General features: G+C 61.8%; 21 protein-coding genes. 12 read left to right on the top strand and 9 right to left on the bottom strand.

The annotated features are described in order from the left end of the window. Positions 1-316: 316 nt before the first annotated feature. Positions 317-3,517: an alpha-mannosidase gene (locus tag DDE77_RS03540; protein ID WP_108396059.1), complete on the bottom strand. Its 3,201-nt coding sequence runs from the start codon at positions 3,515-3,517 to the stop codon at positions 317-319. A gap of 141 nt (positions 3,518-3,658) precedes the next feature. Between DDE77_RS03540 and DDE77_RS03545 the strand changes: the two genes are divergently transcribed. Continuing rightward, the gene (locus DDE77_RS03545; RefSeq protein ID WP_108396060.1) at positions 3,659-4,693 is read left to right on the top strand and encodes a LacI family transcriptional regulator; all 1,035 of its coding nucleotides are present in this window, start codon (positions 3,659-3,661) and stop codon (positions 4,691-4,693) included. 245 nt (positions 4,694-4,938) lie between these two features. Here DDE77_RS03545 and DDE77_RS03550 read toward each other — a convergent pair whose 3' ends face one another. From DDE77_RS03550 to DDE77_RS03575, 6 genes are all read right to left on the bottom strand, one after another. Next, complete coding sequence (locus DDE77_RS03550; protein WP_108396061.1) at positions 4,939-5,691, bottom strand: ribonuclease activity regulator RraA; 753 nt, start codon at positions 5,689-5,691, stop codon at positions 4,939-4,941. Positions 5,692-5,701: 10 nt separating this feature from the next. Beyond that, on the bottom strand, positions 5,702-6,856 hold the full coding sequence (locus tag DDE77_RS03555) for a mandelate racemase/muconate lactonizing enzyme family protein (protein ID WP_108396062.1): 1,155 nt from the start codon (positions 6,854-6,856) through the stop codon (positions 5,702-5,704). A 210-nt stretch (positions 6,857-7,066) separates the two neighbouring features. Beyond that, a complete protein-coding gene (locus tag DDE77_RS03560) occupies positions 7,067-8,164 on the bottom strand; it encodes an ABC transporter ATP-binding protein (RefSeq protein WP_108396063.1) in 1,098 nt (365 codons plus the stop codon). Positions 8,165-8,175: 11 nt separating this feature from the next. Next, positions 8,176-9,054 (bottom strand): carbohydrate ABC transporter permease, encoded by an 879-nt coding sequence (locus DDE77_RS03565; RefSeq protein WP_108396064.1) that lies wholly within the window; start codon positions 9,052-9,054, stop codon positions 8,176-8,178. A gap of 154 nt (positions 9,055-9,208) precedes the next feature. Further along, a complete protein-coding gene (locus DDE77_RS03570) occupies positions 9,209-10,096 on the bottom strand; it encodes a carbohydrate ABC transporter permease (RefSeq protein ID WP_425430727.1) in 888 nt (295 codons plus the stop codon). 347 nt (positions 10,097-10,443) lie between these two features. Next, complete coding sequence (locus DDE77_RS03575) at positions 10,444-11,844, bottom strand: ABC transporter substrate-binding protein (protein WP_245895082.1); 1,401 nt, start codon at positions 11,842-11,844, stop codon at positions 10,444-10,446. Positions 11,845-12,172: 328 nt separating this feature from the next. Here DDE77_RS03575 and DDE77_RS03580 point away from each other — a divergent pair, with 328 nt between their 5' ends. The 3 genes from DDE77_RS03580 (at position 12,173) to DDE77_RS03590 (ending at position 15,659) form a co-directional block, all read left to right on the top strand. Further along, the gene (locus DDE77_RS03580; RefSeq protein WP_108396067.1) at positions 12,173-12,871 is read left to right on the top strand and encodes a GntR family transcriptional regulator; all 699 of its coding nucleotides are present in this window, start codon (positions 12,173-12,175) and stop codon (positions 12,869-12,871) included. A gap of 21 nt (positions 12,872-12,892) precedes the next feature. After that, positions 12,893-14,263, top strand: coding sequence for a mandelate racemase/muconate lactonizing enzyme family protein (locus DDE77_RS03585; protein WP_108396068.1), 1,371 nt, complete (start codon positions 12,893-12,895; stop codon positions 14,261-14,263). Between the two features lie 196 nt (positions 14,264-14,459). Next, on the top strand, positions 14,460-15,659 hold the full coding sequence (locus DDE77_RS03590) for a mandelate racemase/muconate lactonizing enzyme family protein (RefSeq protein WP_108396069.1): 1,200 nt from the start codon (positions 14,460-14,462) through the stop codon (positions 15,657-15,659). 145 nt (positions 15,660-15,804) lie between these two features. Here DDE77_RS03590 and DDE77_RS03595 read toward each other — a convergent pair whose 3' ends face one another. Next, positions 15,805-16,635, bottom strand: coding sequence for an NAD-dependent epimerase/dehydratase family protein (locus DDE77_RS03595; RefSeq protein WP_108396070.1), 831 nt, complete (start codon positions 16,633-16,635; stop codon positions 15,805-15,807). Between the two features lie 4 nt (positions 16,636-16,639). Beyond that, positions 16,640-17,749: a lactonase family protein gene (locus DDE77_RS03600; RefSeq protein ID WP_108396071.1), complete on the bottom strand. Its 1,110-nt coding sequence runs from the start codon at positions 17,747-17,749 to the stop codon at positions 16,640-16,642. A gap of 156 nt (positions 17,750-17,905) precedes the next feature. Between DDE77_RS03600 and DDE77_RS03605 the strand changes: the two genes are divergently transcribed. The 8 genes from DDE77_RS03605 (at position 17,906) to nirB (ending at position 26,848) form a co-directional block, all read left to right on the top strand. Continuing rightward, on the top strand, positions 17,906-18,403 hold the full coding sequence (locus DDE77_RS03605; protein WP_245895070.1) for a 2,4'-dihydroxyacetophenone dioxygenase family protein: 498 nt from the start codon (positions 17,906-17,908) through the stop codon (positions 18,401-18,403). Next, a complete protein-coding gene (locus DDE77_RS03610; protein WP_108396072.1) occupies positions 18,381-19,151 on the top strand; it encodes an SDR family NAD(P)-dependent oxidoreductase in 771 nt (256 codons plus the stop codon). Before DDE77_RS03605 ends, DDE77_RS03610 begins: the two co-directional genes overlap by 23 nt. 65 nt (positions 19,152-19,216) lie before the next feature. Continuing rightward, positions 19,217-19,807, top strand: a complete 591-nt coding sequence (locus DDE77_RS03615) for an ANTAR domain-containing response regulator (RefSeq protein ID WP_108396073.1) — start codon at positions 19,217-19,219, stop codon at positions 19,805-19,807. Further along, positions 19,808-20,962, top strand: a complete 1,155-nt coding sequence (locus DDE77_RS03620) for a CmpA/NrtA family ABC transporter substrate-binding protein (protein ID WP_108396074.1) — start codon at positions 19,808-19,810, stop codon at positions 20,960-20,962. A gap of 346 nt (positions 20,963-21,308) precedes the next feature. Continuing rightward, positions 21,309-22,598, top strand: coding sequence for a CmpA/NrtA family ABC transporter substrate-binding protein (locus tag DDE77_RS03625; protein ID WP_108396275.1), 1,290 nt, complete (start codon positions 21,309-21,311; stop codon positions 22,596-22,598). 89 nt (positions 22,599-22,687) lie between these two features. Next, positions 22,688-23,581: a nitrate ABC transporter permease gene (ntrB, locus tag DDE77_RS03630; protein WP_108396075.1), complete on the top strand. Its 894-nt coding sequence runs from the start codon at positions 22,688-22,690 to the stop codon at positions 23,579-23,581. A gap of 12 nt (positions 23,582-23,593) precedes the next feature. After that, positions 23,594-24,385 carry an ABC transporter ATP-binding protein gene (locus DDE77_RS03635; protein ID WP_108396076.1) on the top strand — a complete coding sequence of 264 codons (792 nt, stop codon included), beginning with the start codon at positions 23,594-23,596 and terminating at the stop codon, positions 24,383-24,385. A 12-nt stretch (positions 24,386-24,397) separates the two neighbouring features. Beyond that, positions 24,398-26,848 carry a nitrite reductase large subunit NirB gene (nirB, locus tag DDE77_RS03640; protein ID WP_108396077.1) on the top strand — a complete coding sequence of 817 codons (2,451 nt, stop codon included), beginning with the start codon at positions 24,398-24,400 and terminating at the stop codon, positions 26,846-26,848. The last annotated feature ends 2 nt before the right edge of the window (positions 26,849-26,850 follow it).

Below are 26,850 nucleotides of genomic sequence, written 5' to 3' on the forward strand. Positions count from 1 at the left end.
ATTGGGCAAGAGGGGGTGCCGGGCGGGGGATTTGGGCCTGTGGCGGGGTTCGCGTTCGAGGGGTTTGGGTTAGCAGACTGTTATCGTTGAGGGGGCGTTTGGGGGTTTGCTGCTACCGATAAGGCAAGCTGCGACAGCCAAGTTTGGTATTTGATCTCCATTATCGTGGCTCCCCTCCCCGCACCCTTGATCCCTCCCCGCAAAGGGGAGGGCGTCAACTGAGACTTTGGGGCTAGGCGAGTGGACCTTTGTGCCACGACCGCATGGTTCGACAAGCTCACCATGAGGTCTACTGGGGCGACTGGGCTGCGATGGGTCAGGTCTCGATCAGGAGGGTCGCGATTTCAAAGGGGCGGAGGTTTAGGGTGATGCTGTTGTCCCTGAGCTCGAGTGGAGCCCCCTGCCCTTCTTCCATGAGGTTGACGGGGCGGACGGATTTGACGGGGATGCCGAAGTGGATGGTGGCGTTGGCGCGGATGTTGGCGTGTTCGAAGAGGCGCAGGACCAGCGCATCGCTCCGCTCGGCTTTCTTGACGGTTTCGAGGGTGACGTTGGGTTGGTCGACGCTGGCGAAGCTGAAGCTCGTGAGGTCGGGGGTGGCGGCGGTTACAGGAGTGCGTGTGCCGACCACAGCCACGGGGTTGTTGAAGCGTTCGGCGGCGCGATGGACGTCGGCGAGATCGGCGATGCCGTCGTGGATAAAAAGGGCGTAGCGCAGGCGATGCTCGCCCAGATCGGCCTGGGGATCGGGGAAGGTGGAGCCGCGCACGAGCGTCAGGCGGATGGATTGTTCCAAACAGTCGTAGGCGTACTTGCAGTCGTTGAGGAGCGCGACGCCGAAATCGGCTTCGCTTAGATCCATCCAGCGGTGCATGGAGGCTTCAAAGCGCGCCTTGTCCCAGGAGGTGTTACGGTGAGTGGGGCGCTTGACGTGGCCGAACTGGATCTCGGAGCGGATTTCGGAGGTATTGAGATCGAAGGGGAATTGGGCCTTGAGCACGGTCTGGCGTTCCTGCCAGTCGATGAAGGTGTCGAATTCGACCTGGTGGGCCCCGGCGGCAAGGGAGACGATCTGTACCACTGTTGAGGCCTGGTAGTGCCGCTCGATACGAAGGGCCGCGCGATGTGGGCCGGTTTCCACGACGGAGATGGTGGTTGGGCCGTCTGCCAGGGGCCAGCCTTGTTCCTCGAAATAGCGGTCGATGTCCCAGGCGTCCCATTCCATGGGCTTGTCTTCATAGGCGATAAGGCGATTGGCCTTTTCGCCGGCGGCAAGGGTTTCGCGGTTGCGCGTCTTGTCAAAGACGGAGGTGATTTCGCCCGACGGGTCAACGGTGACCCGCAGGAGCTCGTTTTCGAGGTGCGTTTCGGAAACGGACAGGGTGGAGCTGGTGTTGGTGGCGCCGCCGGTCAGGAGTTGGGCCGCCGTCCAGCCCAAGGGAGCAAGGTCATGGACGGGAGAGACCATTTCGGTGGTGCCATCGGCGCGCGAAATAGTCTGTAGCGGATGAACGCCATTGGCGGTGGCGAGGGATAGGCCTTCAAGGCCGGGGTCGCTGCCCAGCGTCACCAGGCCCGAGCGGGTCTGGCTGGTGAAGTTGAGAAGGCGCAACTGGTCGGCGGCGGGCGCGGCGAAGGCCTGCGCGGCGGAATGCCAGGGGCCGTTCTGCGAGCCCAGGGTCGAGAAGATCTGGCCGTATTCATTGTCGGAATCGACATAGACTTCCGGAATGGAGGTGCCGGGCAGGATATCGTGGAACTGGTTGATGAGCACCAGTTCCCAGAACTCGGCAAGCGTTTCGCTGGGATAGGGGGAGCCGGTCTGCGTCAGGGCCATGGCGCCCAAGAATTCGAGCTCGCGCAAGAGGCGTTCGGCGCGGCGGTTATTGGCCTTGTTCTTGGCCACGGAGGTCAGGGTACCGCGGTGGTACTGAAGGTAAAGCTCTCCATTCCAGGTGGGGAAGTTGGAGCCTTGAGCGTCCATGCGTTCGCCCAGACGATCGAGGAAGGGCACGATGCCTTCAAGTTTCACACGCGGGGCGCCGGGAATGCCCCGCTCAAGGCGGATGCCGCGCTCGATCATGGCGCGGGTGGGGCCGCCCCCGCCATCGCCATAGCCATAGGACATGACGAGCTCGTTGTGGATCGCCTTGGGCTCGTAGCGCTTCCAGGCGCCCATGGTCTCCGAAACGGAGAGGTCGCCATTATAGGTGGTGTAGATCGCATCGCTTTCAAAGCGCTGCGCGGTGATCAGCTGGGCCTTGGTCACCGTGCCGTCGATGCCGCGCCAATGAAAGCTGTCATAGGGGTGCCGATCGGTGTCGTTCCACGAGAGCTTGGAGGTGACGAAGTATTTGAGCCCCGACTTGTCCATGATCTGCGGCAGATTGGCCGAATAGCCAAAGGTGTCGGGCAGCCAGACGGTTTTGGGATCAACGCCGAAATGCTCGAGGTGGAAGCGGCGGCCGCGCATGATCTGGCGCACCAGGGATTCGCCCGAAACGATGTTGACGTCGGGCTCCACCCACATGGCGCCCTCGATCTCGAACTGACCCGACTTCACCTTGGCGAGCATGCGCTCCCACAGCTCGGGATAGTCCTTTTTGAGGAAATCGAAGAGCACCGACTGGTTATACATGAAGACAAATTCGGGGTACTCCTCCATGAGGGCAAGCACCGTGGCAAAGCTTCGGCCCGTCTTGTCGCGGGTGTGCATCACGCGCCAGAGCCAGCCCACATCGAGGTGCGTGGAACCGACAGCCGTGATCTGCGGCTGCGTTTCGGTATCGACAATGTCGTAAATCTCGGCGGCGATCTTTTCCGCATCACCGAGCGACGCGGCAAAAGCCTCGGTGTGGCCGCCGCGACGATCAAGGGCACGCAACGAACGCTCCACGATATGCAGGATCGCGTGGCGGCGCGGATCGCTCTGGTGGAGGCGAATGGCGACGTCCAGCGGCGTCTGCAGATCATAATAGAGCTTTTCCGCCCGTTCGTTGCGCACAAAGAACTCGACGCCAAAGCCGACCAGCGGGCGATCGAAAAAGGTAAAGGCGTTCACAAGGAGCGTGTGGGTATTGCCGGGCTTGGCGTTGCGCTCAATGACCAGTTCAGTGTGATTGCCATCGAGGGCCTGGGCGATTTTGCCATCGAGATAGGCAAGGCATTGCGGATCGGTGGAGCCGGGGCGCTCCTGCCATTGCGAGGTGAAGCCGAGCACCAGCGTCTGGCCGGCTGCCCCTTCGGGCACCGTCACCTCTGCGGCAAACCAGGTGTGGCCCTGATGCTTGGCCCAGACGGAATGGGAGCCGAACTGTTCCCATTCGTGCCAATCGGCCGACAAGGCCTGCTCGGTCGTGACGTCGGCGCGCTGCACATGCCATTGAAAGGGTGTCGGCTCGATGGGGGTCAGGATTTTGCGGCGGAGATCCTCGCAGAGGCGGAGCAGCTTGCCCTCGCGCTTGAGATCATCATCCCCAAGGGCGAGCCTGGATGAAAGGGGATTGGAATAGGTCATGCTGGCGCTCCGCTGCTTTTGGCGGGGAGACGTTGGCACAGCTTGTGCAACGTTGCAAAGGGGTTTTCCCTAGCGGCACAAGCACCGGCCTCCTGCGTTTGTCGGCTTGGTTTGCGTGGGGAAGGATCGTAGACATAGGCGATGAGCAAGCAAAACGACATGGCGCCTCAGGGCGGCAAGCCGCCCCAGCGGGCAACACTGCGCACCATTGCCGAAATGACAGGCCTCAGCCTTTCCACCGTGTCGCTGTCGCTGCGCGGGGGCACGACGCTGAAGCAGGAAACGCGTGACAAGGTGCATGCCGCCGCCAAGGCGCTGGGCTATGTGCCCGACCGGGCCGGCGTGCGCCTCAGAACCGGGAAAACCAATGTTCTGGCGCTGGTGCTCGATGGCGCCGAGGACTCGATCGATTTTGCGCGCCAGATGATCCAGGGGATCGGGCAGGCGATCGGCGGGACGCAGTATCATCTCAATGTCGTGCCCGAATTCGAGCGGCATCTGTCGGCCGATACGATCCGGCATGTGCTGGATAATCGGTTGGCCGATGGGGTGATCATCACCCATACGGGGCCACAGGACCAGCGCGTCGCAATGATGATGGATGCGGGGTTTCCCTTTGTGAGCCATGGGCGGACGCAGTTCGAGCAGCCCCATCCGTTTCACGATTTTAATTCAGAGGCCTTTGCACGGATGGCCGTGGACCGGCTGGCGGAAAAAGGATGCCGGCGGCTGATGCTGGTGATCGGGGACGATCGGACGACGAACCACCACAATATCCTGTCCGCCTTTCACCAGCGCGCCGCGGAAAGGGGCGTTGGGGTTCAGGTGAGGGACGATATTCAGGGCATGCCGGTGGCCGAGTTGCGGCGCGTGGCGCGGGAGATCGGCAGCGGCGCGGAACGGCCGGACGGGATTATTTCCGATAGCGAGATGCGCACGATCTCGCTGGTGAGCGGGCTGGCGGATGCGGGGCTGGTGCTCGGGCGGGACGTGCAGATCGTCTACAAGCAGACCTCGGGGATTTTGCCGATGGTTTATCCAGAGATGGATAGCATCCGGGAGGATGTGTTTGCGGCGGGGGTGGAGCTGACGCAATTGTTGCTGCGGCGGATCGAAGGGGTGGATGCGGGGGAATTGCAGACGCTGGCGGAGCCAGTGGCGCAGTGGCGGGGGTGAGGGTTGGGGCTGGACGGAGACCTTGCGGCTGTGGAACGATCTCGGGATGGATCCCGGCTTGAGGCCGGGATGACATCGGGGGGTGGGGAGGGTGTGGGGCTATACGGGGTTGTTTTCACTCGATCGTCACCCTCGGGCTTGACCCGAGGGGACTGTACTGGACTGAGCGGCTGGCAAGTGTAGAGCCCTCGGGTTCGGGCCCGAGGGTGACGTTTGGGGGGTGGGATGGGGCTGGTGGCTGCCCTTCAATGGCCCGGTGTCTTGATGGGGTTGAGCTTGCGCCATTCCTCGTATTCGGCGCGGGCGTCGTCGTGGAGGGGGTAGTAGCGCTGGAGGGGTTCGCCGGCCATGAGTTTCATGCGGGAGAAGTCTTCCCAATCGTGCTGCTTGTTGGCGTTTTGGACCATTTCCGCAGCGAGGGCGGCGGGAACGCAGACGGCGCCGTCATCGTCGGCGATGATGATGTCACCGGGCATGACAGTGACGCCACCGCAGGCGATGGGGGTGTTGACGGCAAAGGGCATGAGATTGGTCTGGGTGTGAAAATTGGGCGTCCAGCCGCGAATCCAGATGGGAATGTCGAGCTTCTTGAGGTTCGGCTGATCGCGCAGGCACCCGTCGATCACCATGCCGGCGCCGCCGCGACCCTTGAAATAGGTACTCATCATATCGCCGAAGACGCCCGATGACATGTCGCCGCGCGCGTCGACCACGACAATGTCGCCGGCTTCCACATGGTAGAGCACATGGCGATGGAGCTGTTTTTCAGGGTCGGCGTATTCGGTTTCGTTGTAGAGGTCCTCGCGCTTGGGCATGAACTGCAGGGTCAGCGCGGGCCCGCAAATCGCCTTGCCGGGGGACCATGAAACCGGGCCTGTGATGTGGCAATTGCGGATGCCCATATGGGCCAGCGTCGAGGACGCGGAAGCTGCCCCCACCGCCAGAACGGCCTCGATGAGTTCCTTGGGTGGCCTTGTGATGCCGGGCGTATGCGTCATGTTGTTTTCTCTACCAATTGGTGACTGAACCATCTGTGCGCCGCAGATGCGGAGCTTCCCAGAATTTGAAGGATTGCTTGCGAATAAGGTCCTCGTTGACCTCGACGCCCAGGCCCGGTGCGTCGCTGACGGGGTAAACGGCGCCCTCGAGCATGGGTTGTCGGGTGAAGATTTCGGCGTCGTCGAAGCCGTGATAGAGCTCGCCGGGAGAGGCGCGCGTTTCTAGCCAGCTGAAATTGGGGACGGCGGCGGCGAAGTGAATGGTAGCGGCCGTGCAGATCGGGCCCAGGGGATTGTGGGGCATGAGGTCGACGTAATGGGCCTCGCTCCAGCCCGCGACTTTCATCGCTTCGGTGAAGCCGCCCACATTGCAGATGTCGAGCCGGTTGAACTGGTGGATGTTGCGCTCGATGAAGGGCAGGAACTGCCATTTGCTGGAGAATTCCTCGCCAATGGCGAAGGGTATGTCCGTCATGCGGCGCAGGGCTTCGTAGGCTTTGGGCGTTTCGTCGCGAATGGGTTCTTCCAGGAAATCGAGCGTGCCCGAGGGCATTTTCTGGCAGAAGCTGGCAGCTTCGGCGACGGAGAGGCGATGGTGGTAATCCACGCCCAGCACCACGTCCTCGCCCAGCGCTTCGCGTGCCTTGATGCACCATTTGGCAGTTTCGCCGATGCTTTGGCGGGGTTCGTAGATATCGACGTTACCGTGACCATGAGGAAAGAGGCGGATGGTGGTCCAGCCCAACGCGAGGAGTTCCCGGGCCTGCTCGATCATTTCGGGGCCGCAGGGGCCGCGTGTGGTGGCAAAGGTCGGGATATGGTCGCGCTGCTTGCCGCCAAGGAGCTCGTAGACGGGCACGCCCAGCGCCTTGCCCTTGATGTCATGAAGGGCAATGTCGATGGCCGAAATAGCGGCGGTGAGGACGCGGCCGCCCTCGAAATATTGCGAGCGATACATCTCCTGCCAGAGGGCGCCGATGCGCATGGGATCGCGGCCGATGAGGAACTCGCGATAATGCTCGATGGCGCCGGCCACGGCCTTTTCACGGCCGGAGAGGCCGCTTTCGCCCCAGCCGTAGAGGCCTTCGTCGGTTTCGATCTTGACGATGAGCTGGTTGCGCAGGCCGACCCAGATAGGAAAGGGGGTGATGGCGGTGATTTTCATATGTGGGGCATACCGGGTGAAATCAGGGCATTCCTCTTGCCAAGTGCTGGCGTCACCACCCGGCTTGTCCGGGTGGTCCAGGGGCGTGGTGGGATCGCTGGATTGCCCGGACAAGCCGGGCAATGACGCTGGGAAAACATCGAGAGTACGCCAAGGCACATGGCTTAGGCCTGCACGGCGAAGACAAACATTGACAAAGCCTTCGGCATACTAAGCCGCCTGGAGGGCCATGGTGGTTTCCGCGTCGAAAAGGTGCATGCGGTCCTGGTCGAATTCGATGAAGACCTGTTCATCGGGGGTAAGCAGGACGCTGGGCTCGACGGAGATGTTGACCACGGCGCCGTTGATGAAGATCTGGGCGAAGGTGATGTCGCCTGTGGGTTCAACCGTATAGACCTTGCCGGGAACGGAGCCGGGGACCTCTGATTTGTGCAGCTTAAGCGTGGAGTGGCGGGCGCCGAGGATGATCTTGCTTGTGCTCGAGCTGGCGATCTTGCGGGCGTTGAGGGGCGAGAGGGGCAGGTCCCAGCCTTCGGGGCTGCGCAGGGATGCTTCGGTGCCGTGGGTGACGGCGTCGAGCGGGATCAGGCTCATGGCGGGGCTGCCGACAAAGCTTGCAACAAAGGTGTTGACCGGGTTGGCAAAGACGTTGGCAGGGGTGTCGTATTGCAGCAGCAGGCCCCCGTTCATCACGGCCATCTTGTCGGCCATGGTGACGGCTTCGAGCTGGTCGTGGGTGACATAAACAATGGTGGCGTTGAGATTGTGGTGGAAGCGCTTGATCTCGGAGCGCATCTGGACGCGCAGCTTGGCGTCGAGGTTGGACAGGGGCTCGTCCATCAGGAACACGGCGGGATCGCGCACCAGGGCCCGGCCCAGGGCGACACGTTGTTGCTGGCCGCCCGAGAGCTCGCGCGGCTTGCGCTCAAGCAGGTGGGTGATGTCGAGGAGGCGGGCGGCTTCCTTGACCTTGCGGTCGATCTGCTCGGCGGGCAGCTTGCGCATCTGCAGGGGGAAGGCGAGGTTCTTGTAGACCGATTTGTTGGGGTAAAGCGCGTAGTTCTGGAACACCATGGCGATGTCCCGGTCCTTGGGATCAAGGTCGTTGACAAGGCGGTCACCGATGACGATGTCGCCGCCCGACATGGGCAGAAGGCCCGCGATGAGGTTGAGCGTCGTGGTCTTGCCGCAGCCGGAGGGGCCGACAAGGGCGACGAATTCGCCGTCGTTCACGGTGAGGGAGACATCGTTGACGGCATAAAGGGAGCCGTAGTTCTTCATCACGTGCTGGAGAACGATTTCAGCCATCGGCATGCTCCTTAGTGTTTGACGGCGCCTTCGGTGAGGGCACGCACGAAATATTTCTGCAGGACGAGGAAGAGGACGACCACGGGCACGCTCATCATGAAAGTGGCGGCCATGAGCCCGGGCCAATCGGTAGCGTTTTCCGAAAAGAAGCGCTGGATGCCTACCGGCAGGGTCATCTGGTCGTGCCGTGTAAGGAAGGTGTAGGCGTAGATGTATTCGTTCCAAGCGCCGATAAAGGAGTAGATGGCGGTGGCGATGATGCCGGGCGTGGAGAGCGGCATGACGATAAAGAGAAAGGCCTGGAGGCGCGTGGCGCCATCGATGCGGGCAGCCTGTTCGAGCTGGATGGGGATGTTGTCGTAGAACCCCTTGAGCAGCCAGATGGCGAGCGGCAGGCCAAAGGTGAGGTAGGTCAAAACCAGCGAGCCATGGGTATTCACCAGGCCCAGCCAGCGCATCAGGATGAATAGCGGCACAAGGAAAATTACCGCCGGGAACATGTTGCGTAGGAGGACCGCGAAAAACAGGACGGTGCGCCCGGGGAAGCGGAAGCGTGAAAAGGCGTAGGCGGCGGGTACGGCGACCACGATGGCAAGGATCGTGGTGAGGGTGGATACCCAAAGGCTGTTCCAGAAATAGCGCAGGAATTCCTGGCCCACGCTGTTGGTGGGGTCGAGCAGGCGTGTGTAATTGCCCAGGGTGGGTTCGGTCGGCCACCATTGGGGCGGGTATTGCATCGCGGCAAAGCCCGTTTTCAGCGAGGTGATCAGCATCCAGATCATGGGCATGACGGTGAAGATCAGCAGGAGCGTGAGGAAGATGCGGCCGGCCCAGCGCCAGCCATCGATGGGCCGGCGGGAGACGGGGTGGTCGGCGGTTGCGATGGTCATGGGTGGGATGCTCCATGCGCGGTCATTTTGAGCGAGGGTTCGCTCGGGGTGCGTGCCAGGCCGAGAGTGGCCCTCGGATCAAGTCCGAGGGCGGCGCTGGTGGGGGTGGCTAGAGCGGGGGTGATGCCTGGCTGGGCGAGGTGTACGAACGCCGTCATGCCCCTGCCCTTTCCTTGTCGCCCTGGGTCAGGGCGCGGACGTAGAAATAGCCCAGGGTCATCATGATCAGGAACAGCAGGACCGAGTAGGCGGCGGCGACGCCCCAGCGTTGGCGGCCAAAGGCGAGCTGGTAGATCTGGGTGATCCAAATGTCCGTCGAGCCGGCGGGCCCGCCGCCCGTCATGATCCAGGGGATGATGAAGGAATTGAAATTGGCCACCATGAGCAGCAGGATCGTGACGGTGGAGACGCCAGCAAGGTGGGGAAAGGTCACGTGCCAGAAGCGCTGCCAGGCATTAGCGCCATCGACCTTGGCAGCGCGCAGCAATTGCTCGGGCACGGTCTGCAGGCCCGCCATCAGCATGATCATGGCGAAGGAGAATTCCTTCCAGATGTTGACCACGATCAGGGATGGAAGGGCGGTGTTGATGTTGTCGACGAAGTTGATGGGCTGATCGGCAAGGCCCAGCTGGACCATCATGGCGCCGATAGCGCCGAAATCGGAATGGTAGAGCCACTTCCAGACATAGGAGGCGGCGACGGCGCTGACGACCCATGGGATCAGCAGCAGGGCACGCAACAACCCACGGCCGACGAATTCGCGATGAAGCGCGAGGGCTGCGCCAAGGCCGAGCAGGAAGGCAAAAAGGGTGGAAAAGAAGGTCCAGATCAGGGTCTGCCAGGTGACCTTCCAGAACGAGGCGCTGGAGAGGATCGTGGTGTAGTTGTCGAGCCCGATGAAGATCTTGTCGCGCAGCTGCAGGCTGGCGGGCGTGCGGAACAGGGACAGATCGATGGTGTAGTAGATGGGGTAGGCGATGACGACCATCATCACGATCAAGGCTGGCAGCACATAAAGGTAGTCGGCGCGCTGCTTCCACATGCGGGACAAGAGGCCAGCGCGTTTATCTGCTCCTGTACGCGGGCGATCGGTGAAGATGGCCCCTTCGGTTACGCCACTCATGGAGCTGATCCTTGTGTTGATGAAGGATAGGGCGGCCGTGGTCGCCGTGGCTTGGTGGGTTGGAGGCCCCTCCCCTGCTTGGGGAGGGTGCTGGATAGGGCAAGCCCCTGGACTCGAGTGCGCCGCGCAGCCGGCACCCCCACCTTGATCGCCATTCGAGCATAGCTCTCATGGCCTTCTCTCCTCCAATCGCTCCACCGGAGCGATTGGCCTTGCGGGACGGGTCGAAGCCCCTCAAGGGGGAGGTGTTGTCTGACACCGCACGGCTACATGCCGCTGCGGAGTTCTTCGATCTTGCGGGCGGCGTCTTCGGCGGCTTCGTCGACGGTCATGCTTTCGGTCAGGGCGTTCTGGAGCATGTCGGGGACGATGATGTTCATGATCTCGGGCGCTTCGGGCAGGACCGGGAAGGGTATGCCGTTGGGCAGCATGGAAGTCGTGACATCAAGGAACTTGATGGTGTCGAGACGTTCCTTCATCCACTCGGTCTTGAAGCCACCCAGATGGCCCGGATTGGAGCCGACCCAGGCGAGCTTTGTCGACCATTCGGGGCTGGTCCACATGCAGATCAGTGCCTTGGCAGCCTGCTCGTCATATTCGCCTTCCACATATTGGGGATTGACCACGTGGATGTTGGAGCCGCCGAACACCACGGCGCGGCGGGCCGGGCCTTCGGGGATGAGGCCATAGCGCATGTTTTCAACGACTGCGTCCGCCACTTCCTTGTCGGCCCCCGTTGCCTGGCTCGCAAGATCCAGCATCTTGGCGTATTCGGCAGGGTGAGCGATCATCATGGCGAGCTGGCCGGCGATGAACGGCCCCTGGTTTTCAGCCTGGGTATTGGTCAGGGCCGAAGTGGGCACGGATTTGTCGCGGACATACATGTCGTAGGCCGCCTGGAGCGCCTGCTTGCTGCCCTCGTTGTTGATGTGGACGCTGTCGTAGGTGGGGTTTTCCTCGGCCTCATCGAGCGCGCCGCCGCCATAGGCCCAAAGCTGGGGCATGAAGCGGAAGGGGGTATTGCCCGCGTTCTGCTTGGCGACAAGGCCATAGCCGGAAATGCCCAGCTGGTCCTTGATCTGCTTGGAATAGGTGACGACGTCGTCCCAGGTTGCCGGCGGGCTTTCGGGATCAAGGCCGGCATCGGCAAAGATCTTGGCGTTCCAGATGAAGGCCATGGTCTCGTTGTTGGTGGGAATGCCATAGCCTGTGCCGTCCCAGGTGACGGATTTGAGCGCGCCTGGCCAGAAATCGGCGCTGGTATAGCCGACATCCTCGGGAGCCAGCGGATCAAGATAGCCCTTGGCGGCAAATTCGACGCCGCCCAGGATCTGTAGGCGCACGACCATCGGGGCGGCATTGCCCAGGAGCGAAGTGCGGAACTTGTCGAGCAGCTCGTTATAGGTGATCGACTGCACATCGGTCTGGATATTGGGGTAAGCCTCCTTGAAGGCTTCCCAGAAGGCGGCGTCCTGCTCGTGGGCGATCAGGGGGTCGGCTTCGAAGGCGCCGGTGTACCAATAGGAGACGCGGCCTTCGTAATCATTGGGAACTACGGCGCCACAGGTAGCGGCAGTGTCATAGGTTTCGGTACCGGCAATGGAGCGGATATATTCGGGCGACCATTGGCTCAGATCAACGCTCTGGGCATAGGCGGTGGTGGACATCAGAGAAGCGGTGGTAGCAACCGCCAGGGCAAGAGCAGTGAATTGCCGACGAGTCGGCGAGCGGTGCCGCGCGATGCGGCCCTCCTTATTCGACATCGATATTCCTCCTCACAAGCGGAAGGATCGTCCAGCCCCCTCGGCCGAACCGGCCTTCCTCGCAGCCTTTCGGCTGCGCCTCCTCGGGGCCGGGCTTTTTGCCCATGTCTCCCATTGGTGAGAGTTCCAGAGCAATCCACATCTGTCAATACTTGCCCGATCGTACACTATTTTTGCCTCATCATGTGCAAAGCGGCTTGGCTTGCACCTTAGAGCGGCCTAGCATTGCCGAATGGCAATAAAGACTGCAGCGGACAACAATGCCGAGCCGATCGGAGGGTCAGTGTACGAGCTGATCCGGGAGGATATCATTTCGGGCACGCTCGGGCCCAATGAACGGCTCAAGGTCGCGGACCTTGCCGAGCGCTACGGCACATCAACCAATCCGGTGCGCGAGGCGCTGCAGCAGCTGCGCGGCGAAGATTTCGTGATCATGGAGCCCAATCGCGGGGCACGGGTGCGCCCGATCGACGAGGCTTTCGTGCGCGACATCATCGAGATCGCCTCGCTGATCGAGCCGGCGCTGACGCGCTGGTTCGTGTCGATCGCAACGGAAGACGATATCGTGCAGCTCGAGGCCATCCAGGCCGAAATCGAGGCCTTGAATTTTGCCGACCCGACGCTGCATGGCGAACTTGATACACGGTTTCACCAGGTGATCTATGACCGTCATTACAACCGGCACGCGGCCGACCTTTGGTGGCGGCATAGGGAAATTTTGCGCGCCATCAGCCGGCGCTTCACGACATCGCTGAGCCGCAGGGTCGCCGTGGTGAAGGAGCACCACGCGCTGATCGAAGCCATAAGGCTGCACGATGCCGACAAGGCGGCTAGGATAATCGCTGGCCATGTGGAGGGTTCGGGCCGGCACATCATCGAGCAGATGCGCCTCGCGCGCACAACAACAAGTGCTCGTAAATCGCTGACATAAGATCAGCCTGGAGGAGGATGAATGACCAAGGATGCTGACGCGATCAACACCGATGAGTTGATCCAGACCCATGTGCGCACGAGCTCGCGCCCAAGCGAATTGCGCATAACCGATATTCGGGTGGCGGAAATCGTAGGGGCGCCGTTTATTACCGCGCTGCTCAAGATCTATACCAATCAGGGTATCGTGGGCTTTGGCGAAGTGCGCGATGGCGCGAGCGCGACCTATGCGCTGATGCTGAAAAGCCGGCTTCTGGGGGAAAATCCGCTCGATGTGGATCGCCTGTTCCGCCGCATAAAGCAATTCGGCGGGCATGGGCGGCAGGGTGGCGGCGTTTCGGCCATCGAGATCGCGCTGTGGGACATTGCCGGCAAGGCCTATGGCGTGCCGATCTACCAGATGCTGGGCGGCAAGTTCCGCGACAAGGTTCGCATGTATTGCGACACCGATGCTTCGGTGCCGAGCGGCACAGAGACCGGCAAGCGGCTCAAGGAGCGCATGGATCTGGGGTTCACCTTCCTCAAGATGGATCTGGGCTTGATGCAGGTTGTCGACACGCCTGGATCGGTGGTAGCGCCAGCCGGGTCGCTGGAGGGCTATCGCATCCACCCCGAGCGGGGCGTGGGCAAGACGCTGGAGGACCGGCGCGCGCGCAATGCGGTTTATGACACGCATAACGTGCGCCATCCGTTCACGGGGCTCAATTTCACCGAACGGGGGCTGGACCAGCTCGAGCAGTATATCCACGAAGTGCGCGAGGTGATCGGCTACGAGATTCCGCTCGCGATCGACCATGTGGGTCATATCTCGCTCCAAAGCGGCATCCGCCTTGCCAAGCGCATTGAAAAATATGCTCCGGCCTGGCTCGAGGATGTGATCCCCTGGCAATATACCGAGCATTACCGGCAGCTGCAGCAGGCGACATCCGTGCCAATCTGCACGGGCGAGGACATCTACCTCAAGGAAGGCTTCGAGCCGCTGCTACAATCAGGGATTTCGGTGATCCATCCGGATCTACTGACTTCAGGCGGAATCCTCGAAACCAAAAAGATTGGCGATGCGGCGCAGGAATATGGGGTGGCCATGGCCATCCACATGGCCGAAAGCCCGATTGCCTGCATGGCGGCGGCCCATGTGGCCGTGGCGACCGAGAACTTCATGGCGCTCGAATATCATTCGGTGGAGGTGGATTGGTGGGACGATATCGTCACCGGCCTGCCCAAGCCGCTGGTTCAGAACGGCTTCATCACCATGACCGACAAGCCGGGGCTGGGGATCGACGAGATCGTGGACGAGGTAATCGCCGAGCATATGCAGGAGGGCGTCACGGGAATCTGGCAGCCCACCGATCACTGGGACAATGAATATTCCTGGGATCGGACCTGGAGTTAGGCCTGCTCCCGGGGGCCATGCGCCACCAGAGTATCCAACTTCAATGAGCATTTCGTGTTTCGTCACCACCCGGCTTGTCCGGGTGGTCCAAAACCGGACTGCGACATCGCTGGATTGCCCGGACAAGCCGGGCAATGACGGCGGGGAGACATGAGAACCGCTCGCGGGCGTCGGGGCAAAACTAGGGACCAAAAAAATGAAGATCACCGATCTGCGTTGTGCCGTTATCGGGCGGCATCCGATTGTGCGTATCGTGACCGATGAGGGGCTTTATGGGCTGGGCGAGGTGGAGTTCACCAAGACCTATCTCAAGCCCTGGGTGCTGCATTTCCAGGATGCCCTGATCGGGGAGGACCCGACCGATGTGGAGCGCTGCATGCTCAAGATCCGGCAGCGGGGTTCGTTTAAGCCTTATGGGGCAGCGGTCAGCGCGATCGAGCATGCGCTTTGGGATATTGCCGGCAAGGCCGCCAATGTGCCGGCCTATAAGCTCTTGGGCGGGAAGGTGCGCGACAAGGTGCGGGTTTATAATGGCTCAATCCGGCAGAAGCGCACGGGCGACCGGCCGGAGGATTATGCGGCTGATGTCAAATGGATGATGGAGCAGAAGCAGAACTTCTTCATGGTCAAGCAGGGCATTTCGTTTCATTCCAACATGAAAACCAATGTGCCCGATTTCCACTATGGCGTGACGCAGCCGCGGCTTTTCCATGGTGCGATGGACCAGGGGCAGATCAGCGAGCGTGGGTTCAACCACATGCTTGAGTGCGTGATCGCGATGAAGGAAGTGCTGGGCGACAAGGTTTCCCTGGCGCTCGATTGCGGGCCTGGCTGGTTCTTGCCCGACGCGATCCGCTTTGCGCAGGCGGTGGAGAAGTACAACCTCATGTGGCTCGAGGACATGTTGACCGGGGATTATGTCCCTTGGGTCAATCCGCAGGCCTATCGGGAGCTGACGACCTCCACCTCGACGCCGATCCATACGGGCGAGCAGATCTATCTCAGGCACAATTTCAAGGAGCTGATCGAAACACAGGCTGTGCGGGTGATCGGACCAGATCCGGCCGATATCGGGGGCATTGCCGAGCTTAAATGGGTGGCCGAGCACGCCTATATGCATTCCATCATGATGGCGCCGCATGGCACGGCCAATGGCTTGCTGGGGCTTGGGGCGCTGATCAATGTGTGCGCGACGCTGCCGGCGAACTTCATTGCGTTTGAGTATCCCAGTGCGTCCGATCCGTGGTGGGAGGATATCGTGATCGGCCTACCGGACGAGATCGTCAAAGATTCCATGGTGGATCTGCTGGAGGCGCCGGGACTGGGGCTGGATATCGATCCGGAGGGGGCGCGGAAGTATTTGCTGGAAGAGGATATGGGGTTTTTTGACGTTTAGGGGTTGGGTGAGGCCCGGTTTCGATCGTCACCCTGGGGCTTGACCCGAGGGGACTGTATTTAGCTGAGCGGCTGGCAAGTGCAGAGCTCTCGGGTCAAGCCCGAGGGTGACGCGTGGTGGGTGTGGAGGGAGTGCTCGTTAAGGCCTAGGGCCGGATGATTGGATGCGTCCAGCCGAGCATGCGGTTGGCTTTGGCGGAGGTGAAGAAGCTCTTGTGGTCGCTGAGGTCCCCGGTGATGGGGATGGTGGGGAAGTGTTCGGCGGCCAGTTGCAGGCTTGGAATGGGCGAGAACGTCGTCGGGGAAACGATGAAGAAGGCTTCGTGGCCGCGGAAGGGGGCTTGCAGGCTGAGGAGGCACGCGTCGGCGGCGGCGTCCAGATGGGTCCAGGCCCAGAGATATTTGGCGGGGTCGGTGTAGGATTGGTGGATGCTGATCGCCTGCTCGATGCGGGGCGTGACATAGTGGAAGCGCATGGAGGCGATTGACATGTCCTCGTAGCGGCGGGCAAAGGCGCGGCCCTGTTCCTCGCATATCCATTTGGAGAGGCTATAGGCTTCCTCGCCGTAATTGGGGTGATCCTCGTCGATGGGGAAATAATCGTAGCGGGGGTGGCGGCTAAAGGCATGGCCAATGGCGTTGACGCTGGAGGCTTGGCAGACTCGCATGATGCCGTTCTCGGCGGCCGCCTGGAGGGCGTTATAGCTGCCCACGACATTGTTGTTGTGAACGAGCTGGTCGGGGTGGCGCCCCGGCGCGGGAATGGCGGCCATGTGGATCACGGCGTCGCAGCCGGCGAAGGCTGCACAAAGGGCGTCGTAATCGGTGGCTTCAGCCTGGATAAAGGGCAGTCCGTAGACCTGCCCCTCAGGTGGCGGCACGCGGTCGATCAGGACGAGGTCATGCCCACGGGCTAAAGCAAGGCGGATGATGCCTTGGCCGATGCGGCCGCTGGAGCCCGTGAGCGCGATTTTCATAGGGTCAACCGATCCTGGGGTGAAAGGCAATGGCAGTGGGGGAGCCGCTGGGGATGGAGGCGCCCAGGGGTTCGAGAGCGCCCGTTTCAGGGCGGTAGCGGAACAAGGAGAGCAGATCGCTTTCCTGATTTCCCACCACCAGAATCTGGCCGGTGGGGTCGAAGCTGAAATCGCGGGGGACGCGGCCCCCGCAGGGTGTGTTGCCGATGCGGCGGGCGATGCCGCTGGCCTGATCGATGGCAAAGCCGGCAATGCTGTCGTGGCCGCGATTGCCGACATAAAGGTGCTGCCCGCCCGCGGCGATGTCGATGGCCGAGCCAGAATTGCCGTCCACCGGCTGGGGCGTCGTGGGTTCGCTGGCGAGCACGTCGAGGGTGCCGGCCCCTGCATTGTAACGGAGGCTCACCAGGGTGCAGGTGAGTTCGTTGACCAAATAGGCAAAGGGCAGGCTTGGGTGGAAGCGGAAGTGGCGGGGGCCGGAGCCGGGTGGCAGCACGGTTTCGCCATGGGGCGTCAGGGCGCCGGTGTTTTCATTGAAGCGGTAGATCACGAGGCGGTCTATGCCGAGATCAGCGACGATGACAAAGCGATTGTCAGGCGTCCAGCGGATGCAATGGGCGTGGGGACGTTCCTGGCGTTCGGCGTTGGGGCCGGTGCCGTGGTGGCGCATTTCGGCGACGGGGGAGCGAAGAGTTCCGTCAGGGTCGCGGGGGTAGATGGCGATGGACTGGTTGGGCCTGGCGTCGGCGGGAAGGCCCGAATAATTGGCAATGGCGGCGAAGCGGCCGGTGTGGTCGTGGCTGTTGTGGGCGGCGCCGTCACCACGGGTGGGCTGCTTGGACAAATAGGTCAAAGCGCCAGTGGCATAATCGATGGCATAGGCCGAGATATCACCCTCGTTCCAGCCCGCGACTTCGCTGATGGCGGAAAGCGAGGTGCCGTCCGGGGCAACAGCGAGAAAGGTGGGGTTGTCGATGCCTTCTGTGAGCCCAAGAAACTGGGTGGCGCCGGTATCCAGATCAAGCCGATAGGCGGAGATGCCCTTGCCCGCCACCTTCTTCACATAGCCTATAGGGCGATTAACGCAGCCGACGAAAAACAGGGCAGAAGGCATTCGAACTCCGGAAAATCATTTGGTAAGCGGCACGCTGGATTTTGGGCATGAGAGCCCGGTTCAGTCTAGCCGGTGTGTGCGGTTCTTGCCATGATTGCGTAGCGAGCCGAACAATCGGGCACAACAAGAGCGGCGCAAGGCTGGGAGAACATGGACATGTACAAGGATATGAAGGGCTCGGCCCATCGGCTGGCGCCGCCCGAGATTGCCGTCAAGGCCATGCCCGAAGATGAGCGGGTTTGGGTGCCGCAGGCCGAGGGGGTGTGGTTCCGGCCGCTGATGCTCAATACGCTGGTGGGGCAATGGTGCAATCTCTTGCGCGTGCGCCGGGCCGGCGTCCTTTCGCGGCATCTGCATCCCAATCCGGTGCATGGCTATGTGATCGAGGGGCGCTGGTTTTATCGCGAGCATGACTGGGTGGCGGAAACGGGCTCCTATGTGTTCGAGCCGCCGGGGGAAGTGCATACGCTGGTGGTGCCGGAGGATTGCCCGGAAATGATCACCTTTTTCAACATTACCGGCTCCATGATCTACCTTGATGAGGCCAACAAGCATGTTGGCTATGAGGATGTGTTTACCAAGATCGACATGTGCCGGGCGCATTACGCCGAGGTCGGGCTGGGAGCGGACTATGTCGATCAGTTCGTCCGCTGAAGCAGATTACCGCTGGGCCGCCGGTTGGTATGGCGGCAAGCGCGTGTTGGTGACGGGCGGCACGTCGGGGATCGGGCTGGGCGTAGCCAATGCGTTTGCGGCAGCTGGTGCCCGAGTGATCGGCCTTGGGGCGTTCGCGCATGAAGTGGAAGCTTTGCGGGCAGCTCCTGATTTCGATGGACGCGATCTGCGTGTGCTGGATGTGCGCGACAACGGGGCGGTGACGGCACTGGTCGGGGAACTCGATGAACTCGATGTGCTGGTCAATTGCGCGGGAGTGATCCGGCGCGGCGCGGAGCATGAGCCTGACGTATTCGACGATGTAGTCGACATTAATCTGGGCGGAACCATGCGCATGTGCGCGGCGGCGCGGCCGCTGCTCGCGGCAAGTGGGCAAGGGGCGATCGTCAATCTTGCATCCATGCTGTCGTTTTTCGGCGGCGGGCTGGTGCCGGGTTATTCGGCGAGCAAGGGTGGCGTGGCGCAGCTGACCAAATCGCTGGCGATCGCCTATGCGGGGGAAAATATCCGCGTCAATGCGGTGGCGCCGGGTTGGATTGCAACGCCCCTGACCGGAGCTCTTAGGGAAGATGAAGCGCGCAGCGAAGCGATCTTGAGCCGGACGCCGCTTGGTCGCTGGGGGCAGAAGGAAGACGTGGCGGGCGCTGTGTTGTTTCTGTGCTCGCCGGCTGCGCGGTTCATCACGGGGGCAGTGTTGACCGTGGATGGAGGCTATTCGGTAGCATAGCTGGTTAGTAGCTATGCATTTTTCAGGCTTGTGCGATTTTTAGGCAGCGGCACTAATGCCGGTCAATGACGCATCCCGATTTGTCCATCCTGATCATCGACGAGAATCGCATCCGCGCTTCGATCATCGAAGAAGGTTTGCGCGAGGCCGGGCATTTGCGGGTTGCGGTGCTGCACGATGTGAACGAGGTGGGGCGCACGATCGAGGCCGTAGTGCCCGATGTGATCGTCATTGATCTCGAAAACCCCAAGCGCGATACGCTGGAGCATTTCTTTTCCCTGTCGCGGGCCGTGAAGCGGCCGATCGCCATGTTTGTGGATCGCTCCGATGGCGCGTCGATCGAGAAGGCGGTGGAAGCAGGCGTTTCGGCCTATGTGGTGGATGGGCTGCGCAAGGAGCGGGTGAAGCCGATCCTTGATATGGCCGTTTCGCGCTTCAACGCTTTTTCCAAGCTCGCGCGCGAGCTGGAACAGGCCAGGAGCGAGCTGGAGGATCGCAAGCTGATTGACCAGGCCAAGGGCATCTTGATGCGAACGCGGGGCCTTGGCGAGGCCGAGGCCTATGCCCTGCTGCGCTCCACCGCCATGAACAAGAACCGCCGGATCGTCGAGATTGCGCAAAGCCTTGTGACGGCCGCTGACCTTTTGGGGCCTTGAATGACGACGCACCATCTTACCGCCGGTTTCCTGCCCCTGCTGGACAGTGTCCTGCTGGTGCTGGCGCGCGAAAAGGGCTTTGCCGAGGATGAAGGGCTGGACCTGCATCTGGTGCGGGAAAGCTCCTGGGCCAATATCCGGGACCGAGCGGCGATCGGACATTTTCCCATTGCGCAAATGCTGGCGCCGATGCCCCTGGCAGCCAGCCTGGGTTTGACCCCGATTGCCGTGCCTACGATTGCGCCCGTCGTTTTGGGGTTGGGCAATAATGCGGTGACGGTGAGCCAGACGCTTTGGGAAACCATGGCGGATCAGGGGGCGCCGGGGGATCTGCAGGCGAAGGCGGCGGGCGCGGCGCTGCGGAAGGTGGTGGCATCATCGTCGCGCAAGCTGCGGTTCGGAGTGGTGCACCAGACGTCTTCGCACAATTACGAGCTGCGCTATTGGCTAGCGGCGAGCGGGATCCAACCCGACCGGGACATCGAAATCGTGGTGCTGCCCCCTCCCCTGCTGCCGGACGCCTTGGGGGCAGGCAGTATCGATGGCTATTGCGTCGGCGAGCCGTGGAACAGCATCGGAGTGGCCGAGAGAGGTGCGCACATTGCGACGGTCAAGGCATCCATCTGGCGCACAAGCCCGGACAAGGTTTTGGGCATGCGGGCTGATTGGGCCGAGCAGAACCCGGAGATTGTTGCGGCAGTGATCCGGGTGATTTACCGGGCCGGCCTGTGGTGCAGCGATCCGGCGCATCACGACGAGATCGCGGAGATCATGGCTGGGGAGGCATATCTGAACGCTCCGGCCGGGATCGTAGGGCGGGCGCTGAGTGGAAGGCTCGATGTCGGCGGCGGCGTGGTCGCGGACGTGCCTGATTTCTTCGTTCCGCACCGAAACGATGCCAACTTCCCCTGGAAGAGCCATGCGCTGTGGTATTATTCGCAAATGGTGCGCTGGGGCGAGGTGGCGGCGAGTCAGGAGAATTCCGAGATCGCGGCGGGGGCGTTCCGGCCTGATCTTTATCGCGCGGCCTTGGCGCCGTTGGTCGTTCCTGCGCCTGAAACGGACTACAGGGCAGAATACACGAGGGCGTTCTTTGACGGCCAGGTGTTCGACCCTCAGCACTTGGACGAATATCTGGCTGAGCATTGCGCCTGAGCGCCTGCCCGCCTTATGCCCAGCCCGTTGCAGATGACTAGGTTTTGGGCAGATTGATGCACGATTGACCCGCGCCGGCTTGGCGCTGCGGTTTTCCAGCGACCGGCACAATCGATCTACTGCATTGTTAACATTTAACTTTCTGCCATCAGGCTGAATTGGCACGCTTCGTGCAATGTCTATGTCGAAGGCGCTCCTCCCAAGACGCTCCTTTCTTAATCCGACGTCCAATGGCGGGCGTCATCAGGCAAAGCTGCCAACAGATCTCGCATGCGGTCCCCCCGATCGCTGCGCCGGTTTGTTGGCAGCTTTTTTGTTTTCCCCAGCGGGGCAGATGGAGAACTGGATGACAAAGACGATGACGACCCGGCGCCACTTCCTGCAAGGCGCTACCGCCACGGCAGCCACCCTGCTGGCGGCCAAGGCGCTGTTTCCATCAGGGGTCTTTGCACAAGGGGCTGGACCCGAAGTCACCGGTGCAAAGCTGGGCTTTATTGCGCTCACCGATTCCTCGCCGCTGATCATCGCGCGGGAAAAAGGATTTTTCGCCCAGCATGGCGTTGGGGATGTGGAGGTGCTGAAGCAAGCCTCCTGGGGCGCAACGCGCGACAATCTGGTGCTGGGCGGCGCGGCCAACGGGATCGATGGGGCCCATATCCTGACGCCCATGCCCTACCTCATGAGCCTGGGCACGGTGACGAACGGCGCGCCGGTGCCGATGTCGATCATTGCGCGATTGAACCTGGATGCACAGGGCATTTCGGTGAGCCAGGCCTACAAGGATGCTGGCGTGGGGCTCGATGCATCGCCGCTCAAGGCGATCTTTGCCGAACGCAAGGCGGCGGGGCAGGAGGTCAATGTGGCCATGACCTTTCCCGGCGGCACGCATGATCTGTGGATCCGCTATTGGCTGGCAGCGGGCGGGATCGATCCCAACAGCGAAGTGTCGCTGATCACCGTGCCGCCTCCGCAGATGGTCGCCAACATGAAGGTGGGCACCATGGACGCGTTCTGCGTCGGGGAGCCCTGGAACGAGCAGCTGGTGAACCAGAATGTGGGCTTCACCGCGACGACGACAGGCGAAATCTGGAAGAACCATCCAGAAAAGGCGCTGGCGCTGCGCAACGACTTCATCGAAGCCAATCCGCGCGCAACAGAGGCGATCCTGATGGCCGTGATGGAAGCGGCGCAATGGGCCGATGCCACCGAGAACAAGGAAGAGCTGGCGCAGATTTTGGGCAAGCGGCCCTGGTTCAACATTCCGGCGGCTGATGTGGCCGGTCGGCTCAAGGGCGACATCAATTACGGCAATGGGCGCGTCGAAACGGCGACCGGGCTCGAGATGAAGTTTTGGCGCGACCATGCGTCCTATCCGTTCAAGAGCCACGATGCCTGGTTCCTCGCGGAGAACATGCGTTGGGGCTATCTACCGGGGACGACCGATATTGCGGCGACCGTCGATCAGGTGAACCGCGAGGACCTTTGGCGCGGGGCGGCGGCAACGTTGGGCGTGGCGGCAAGCGACATTCCCGAGGGGACGTCACGTGGGATCGAGACCTTCTTTGATGGGAAGGTTTTCGATCCGGCCGATCCAGGGGCGTACCTCGAGAGCCTGGCGATCAAGGCGATGGTTTGAGGCCAACCGACCCCACCCTTGATCCCTCCCCGCAAGGGGGAGGGTGTCGACTGAACCATCAGGGTAACAACATTCGAAGGGACTTTGCTATGCCCGCCAACGTTCAACGCCTGCCGACTGCGGCTTTGCCGGAAACCAGCGTACCGGCTGCTGTGGTCAGTTTACCCAAGCGTCCAAGGCGCACGCGGTCGTGGGGAAAGACTGCGGCGCAGATTGCTAGCAATGTGGTGCCACCGCTGGTGGTGTTCGCGCTGCTGCTGGTGGTCTGGCAGATCCTGTGTTCGTCGCCGGGGGCATCGCTGCCGTCTCCAAGCCAGGTTTGGAGCGATGCGGGGGAGCTGATCGTCAGTCCGTTCTTTGATTATGGACAGGGCGACATTGGGCTGGGCTTGCGGGTGTTGACGTCGTTGCAGCGGGTGGCGATCGGCTTTGGGATTGCGGCGGTAGTGGGGGTGGCTATTGGGGCGGTGATCGGGCAGTCGGTTTGGGCCATGCGGGGGCTCGATCCAATTTTCCAGATCCTGCGCACGGTGCCGCCGCTGGCCTGGCTGCCGCTGTCGCTAGCGGCATTCATGGATTCCGCGCCGTCGGCGATTTTCGTGATTTTCATCACCTCGGTCTGGCCGGTGATCATCAACACGGCGGTGGGCGTGCGCAACATTCCGCAGGATTACCGGAACGTGGCCGAAATCCTGCAGCTCAACCCGGCCGAGTTCTTTTTCAAGATCATGATCCCGGCGGCGGCGCCCTACATTTTCACCGGGCTCAAGATCGGCGTGGGCCTGTCCTGGCTCGCCATCGTGGCCGCCGAGATGCTGACGGGCGGTGTGGGAATCGGGTTCTTTATCTGGGACGCGTGGAATTCGTCGCGCCTCTCCGACATCATCGTGGCGCTGGCCTATATCGGGCTTGTTGGGTTCATGCTCGACCGGCTGGTTTCGGCCATAGGCGCCTTTGTCACCCGCGGCACAGCCGCGAACTAAGGGGCCAGACACATGAGCTATCTCACACTCGAAAACGTCGACAAGTATTTCGACCGTGGCGGGCAGCGCTCGGAGGTCCTCAAGGACATTTCGCTCGATATCGCCGAGGGGGAAGTAATTTCCATCATCGGGCATTCCGGGTGCGGGAAGTCCACCTTGCTCAACCTCATTGCGGGGCTGACCGAAGTGTCGTCGGGTGGCATCCAGCTGGAGGGGCACGAGATCAATGGACCAGGACCCGAACGGGCCGTAGTGTTCCAGAACCACTCGCTGCTGCCCTGGCTCACGGTCTACGAGAACGTCAATCTGGCTGTCAGCAAGGTGTTCGGCAAAACCAAGAGCAAGGGCGAGCGGCATGACTGGATCATGCACAATCTCGATCTCGTGCAGATGAGCCACGCCCGGGACAAGCGCCCGACCGAGATCTCGGGCGGCATGAAGCAGCGTGTTGGGATCGCCCGGGCGCTCGCCATGCAGCCCAAGATCCTGCTGCTGGACGAACCCTTCGGCGCGCTCGATGCGTTGACCCGCGCGCATCTGCAGGATGCCGTCATGGGTATCCAGAAGCGCTTGGGCTCAACCATGATCATGATCACCCATGATGTGGACGAGGCGGTGCTCTTAAGCGATCGCATCGTGATGATGACCAATGGGCCGTCGGCACGGATCGGGGAAATTCTCCCTGTGCCGCTGGAGCGCCCGCGCGACCGCATCGCCCTTGCCGGAGACCGCACGTACCTCCAATGCCGCGAGGCGGTGCTCAAATTCCTCTACGAGCGCCACCGCTTCGTGGAAGCGGCATAGGGAGCCCCGCCAATGAAAGAAAAACTCGTCATCATCGGCAATGGCATGGCGCCGGGCCGGGCGCTGGAAAAGCTCTTCGAGACTGGTCCCAGCCGCTACAGCGTCACCATTTTCAACGCCGAGCCACGCGTCAATTATGATCGCATCATGCTCTCGCCAGTCCTGTCGGGCGAAAAGAGCTTCGAGGACATCATTATCCATGGAGACGGCTGGTACATCGAGCATGGGATCATGCTCTATAAAGGGCACAGGATCGTCGAGATCGACCGCGAGAAGCGCATGGTGCGCTCCGAGCAGGGTGCGACGGCGGAATACGACAAGCTGATCATCGCCACGGGATCGGTGCCGTTCATTATCCCCGTGCCCGGGCACAAGCTGCCGGGTGTGTTGAGCTATCGCGACCTCGATGACGTGCATGCCATGATGCTGGCGGCAAAAGGGCGCGGGCATGCAGTGGTGATCGGCGGGGGGCTCCTGGGGCTGGAGGCCGCGGCGGGGCTGCTGAATCAAGGCATGAGCGTCACGGTATTGCACGTCAATCCGACGCTGATGGAGCGCCAGCTCGATCCGGCAGCGGGGTATCTGTTGCAGCGCGAGCTGGAGCGGCGCGGGATCGAGGTGATCACCAAGGCCAATACCAAGGAGATCATCGGCGGAAGCCGGGTCGAGGCGGTGTTGCTCGACGACGGGCGGCGCATTTCGGCCGATCTTGTGGTGATGGCCGTGGGCATCCGCCCCAATGCGGCGCTGGGGAAGGAAGCGGGGCTGGCGGTCAATCGCGGCATTGTGGTCAACGACCAGATGCAGACATCCGACCCGGCCATCTACGCCCTGGGTGAATGCGCGGAGGTGGGTGGCACCTGTTATGGGCTGGTGGCGCCGCTTTATAGCCAGGCCAATATCGTTGCGGCCCATCTGAGCGGCGACAGCAAGGCAGCGTTCGTGCCGCAATATACGGCGACCCGGCTCAAGGTGACGGGGATCGACCTTTATTCGGTGGGCGACTTTGCCGAAGGCGAGGACCGCGAGGAGATCGTGCTGCGCGATGCGACGGCGGGTGTCTACAAGCGGGTGATCCTGCGGGATGATCGGATTATCGGGGCCGTGCTTTATGGGGATACGGCCGATGGCCCGTGGTTCTTCGACATGCTCAAGAACGGGACTGACACGCGCCCCATGCGCGACACGCTGATCTTCGGCCAGGCCTATCAGGGGGGCACCCCGCTGGACCCTATGGCGGCCGTTGCAGCCTTGCCGGATGAGGCAGAGATCTGTGGCTGTAACGGCGTGTGCAAGGGCAAGATCACCGATGCCATTACCGGCAAAGGGCTGACGACGCTTGATGGCGTTCGGGCGCATACCAAGGCTTCGGCTTCGTGTGGCTCGTGCACGGGGCTGGTGGAGCAATTGCTGCGGGCAACGCTGGGCGATGGGTACAATCCGGCGGCGGTGCAGCCCATGTGTCCGTGCACGGACTATGGGCATGACGATGTGCGGCGGCTGATCGTGGCCAAGTCTCTCAAGTCCATTCCTGCGGTCATGCAGGAGCTGGAGTGGAAGACCTCGTGCGGCTGCGCGAAATGCCGGCCTGCGCTCAACTATTACCTCGTGGCCGACTGGCCGGGCGAATACGAGGACGATGGGCAATCGCGGTTCATCAATGAGCGCGTCCACGCCAATATCCAGAAGGACGGGACCTATTCGGTGGTGCCGCGGATGTGGGGCGGGATGACCAACCCGAAGGAATTGCGCGCCATAGCTGATGTTGCCGACAAGTTCGCCATCCCGGCGGTGAAGGTGACGGGCGGGCAGCGCATCGATTTGCTGGGCGTGAAGAAAGAGGATCTGCCGGCGGTCTGGGCGGATCTCAATGCGGCTGGGATGGTTTCCGGCGCGGCTTATGCCAAGGGGCTGCGGACGGTGAAGACCTGCGTCGGGTCGGACTGGTGCCGGTTCGGAACGCAGGATTCAACAGGGCTTGGTATCCGCATTGAAAAGTTCATGTGGGGCGCCTGGACGCCGGCCAAGCTCAAGCTGGCTGTGTCGGGTTGCCCGCGCAATTGCGCTGAGGCGACGTGCAAGGACATCGGCGTGATCTGCGTGGACTCGGGTTACGACATCCACTTTGCGGGTGCTGCGGGCCTCGACATCAAGGGGACTGAACTCCTGTGCCATGCCGACACGGAAGACGAGGCGCTGGAGATCATCGTGGCGCTGACCCAGCTTTATCGCGAGCAGGGGCGCTATCTCGAGCGCATCTACAAATGGGCCAAGCGGGTGGGCACGCCTTCGATCCTCGCCAATGTGGTGACCGATCGCGAGAAGCGCCGGCACTATTACGAGCGCTTCGTTTATTCCCAGACCTTTGCCCAGGTGGACCCCTGGGAAGAGCGCGTCAACGGCAAGGATGCCCATGAGTTTGCCGCCATGGCCGAGTTCGGCCTGCCGGTTGCAGCGGAGTGAAT

The sequence above is a fragment of the Devosia submarina genome (genome assembly GCF_003056345.1).
Taxonomy (GTDB): domain Bacteria; phylum Pseudomonadota; class Alphaproteobacteria; order Rhizobiales; family Devosiaceae; genus Devosia; species Devosia submarina.